The sequence below is a fragment of the Serratia sp. HNCC26DJ206 genome, from assembly GCF_057180605.1.
In genome coordinates, this window is record NZ_JBXUGP010000116.1 from 1 (window position 1) to 926 (window position 926).

The following is a 926-nucleotide window of genomic DNA, read 5'->3' on the forward strand; positions in this document are numbered from 1 at the left end:
CTAGGCTGTGTCCCTTAATTTGACAATCGCTTTAAAAACAACCGAATGGCACCTAATTTAAGCATGCTCAGGTAATTTCTGGCTGTCTTTTCCGAGCGGGTAGCGATACGGCGATGTTCTTTAAGCTTGGCGAAGCAACGTTCAACGACGTTACGTTTTTTGTACAATCGGGTATCGAGTTTCCGGCGTTTATCCTGGCTGGCTTTTTCATTCGATTTAAAAGGGATAACGGCTTTTATCCCTTTAGTTCTCAGTTGATTACGCAATGCCTGACTTGAGTATCCCTTATCAGCCAGCACCGCTTTAGGCCGCGATTTCAGGTGCCCGCTTTGTCGGATGATCCCAACCCGGCCAAGCAACGTTTCCGCGTATCTGCTCTCATGGGCTTGTCCGCCACTCAGGCAAAAACTCAGCGGTAATCCTGTGCTATCTGTCGCCAGATGGATTTTGGTACCAAAGCCGCCTCGAGAGCGACCCAGCCCATGACAGCTGAGTTCATCGGGGTGTTTTTTTTAGCTCCCGCAGCGGCTTTCAGGGCCCGAACGTTACTGCCATCCAACGCGATAGCCTCCCAGTCAACCAACATTTTCGCATCAAGTATCTGAAGTAATTTATTGAAAATACAGTTTATTATTCCAGCCTTGGACCACCGATTAAACCGGTTGTAAATTGTTTTCCAGTGACCATAACGTTCAGGCAGGTCTCGCCAAGGAGCACCTGAACACAGCACCCAAAATATGCCATTCATCACTTGCCTGTGCTCAAGATAAGGACGACCGGCCTTAGAAAGGCTTCGTTCAGGCGGCAACAAGGGGGAAATCAGCGCCCAAGCGTCATCGGGAAAATCGTAACGAGCCACGTAAAAGACTTCTTCTGGTTAAAATAGGTGTTGGATTGTACAAAAAATAATTACGGGACACAGCCTA

Annotated in this window: 1 protein-coding gene; it reads right to left on the minus strand. The window is 48.1% G+C overall.

The window, feature by feature from the left end; translation table 11 throughout:
• Positions 1–14: 14 nt before the first annotated feature.
• Positions 15–859 (minus strand): IS5 family transposase gene (locus AC2A1E_RS24190; protein ID WP_484385872.1). Its coding sequence is split into 2 segments (ribosomal slippage): positions 15–514 and positions 514–859, totalling 846 coding nucleotides; the frame shifts between segments, so codons are not numbered across the junction.
• Positions 860–926: the final 67 nt, after the last annotated feature.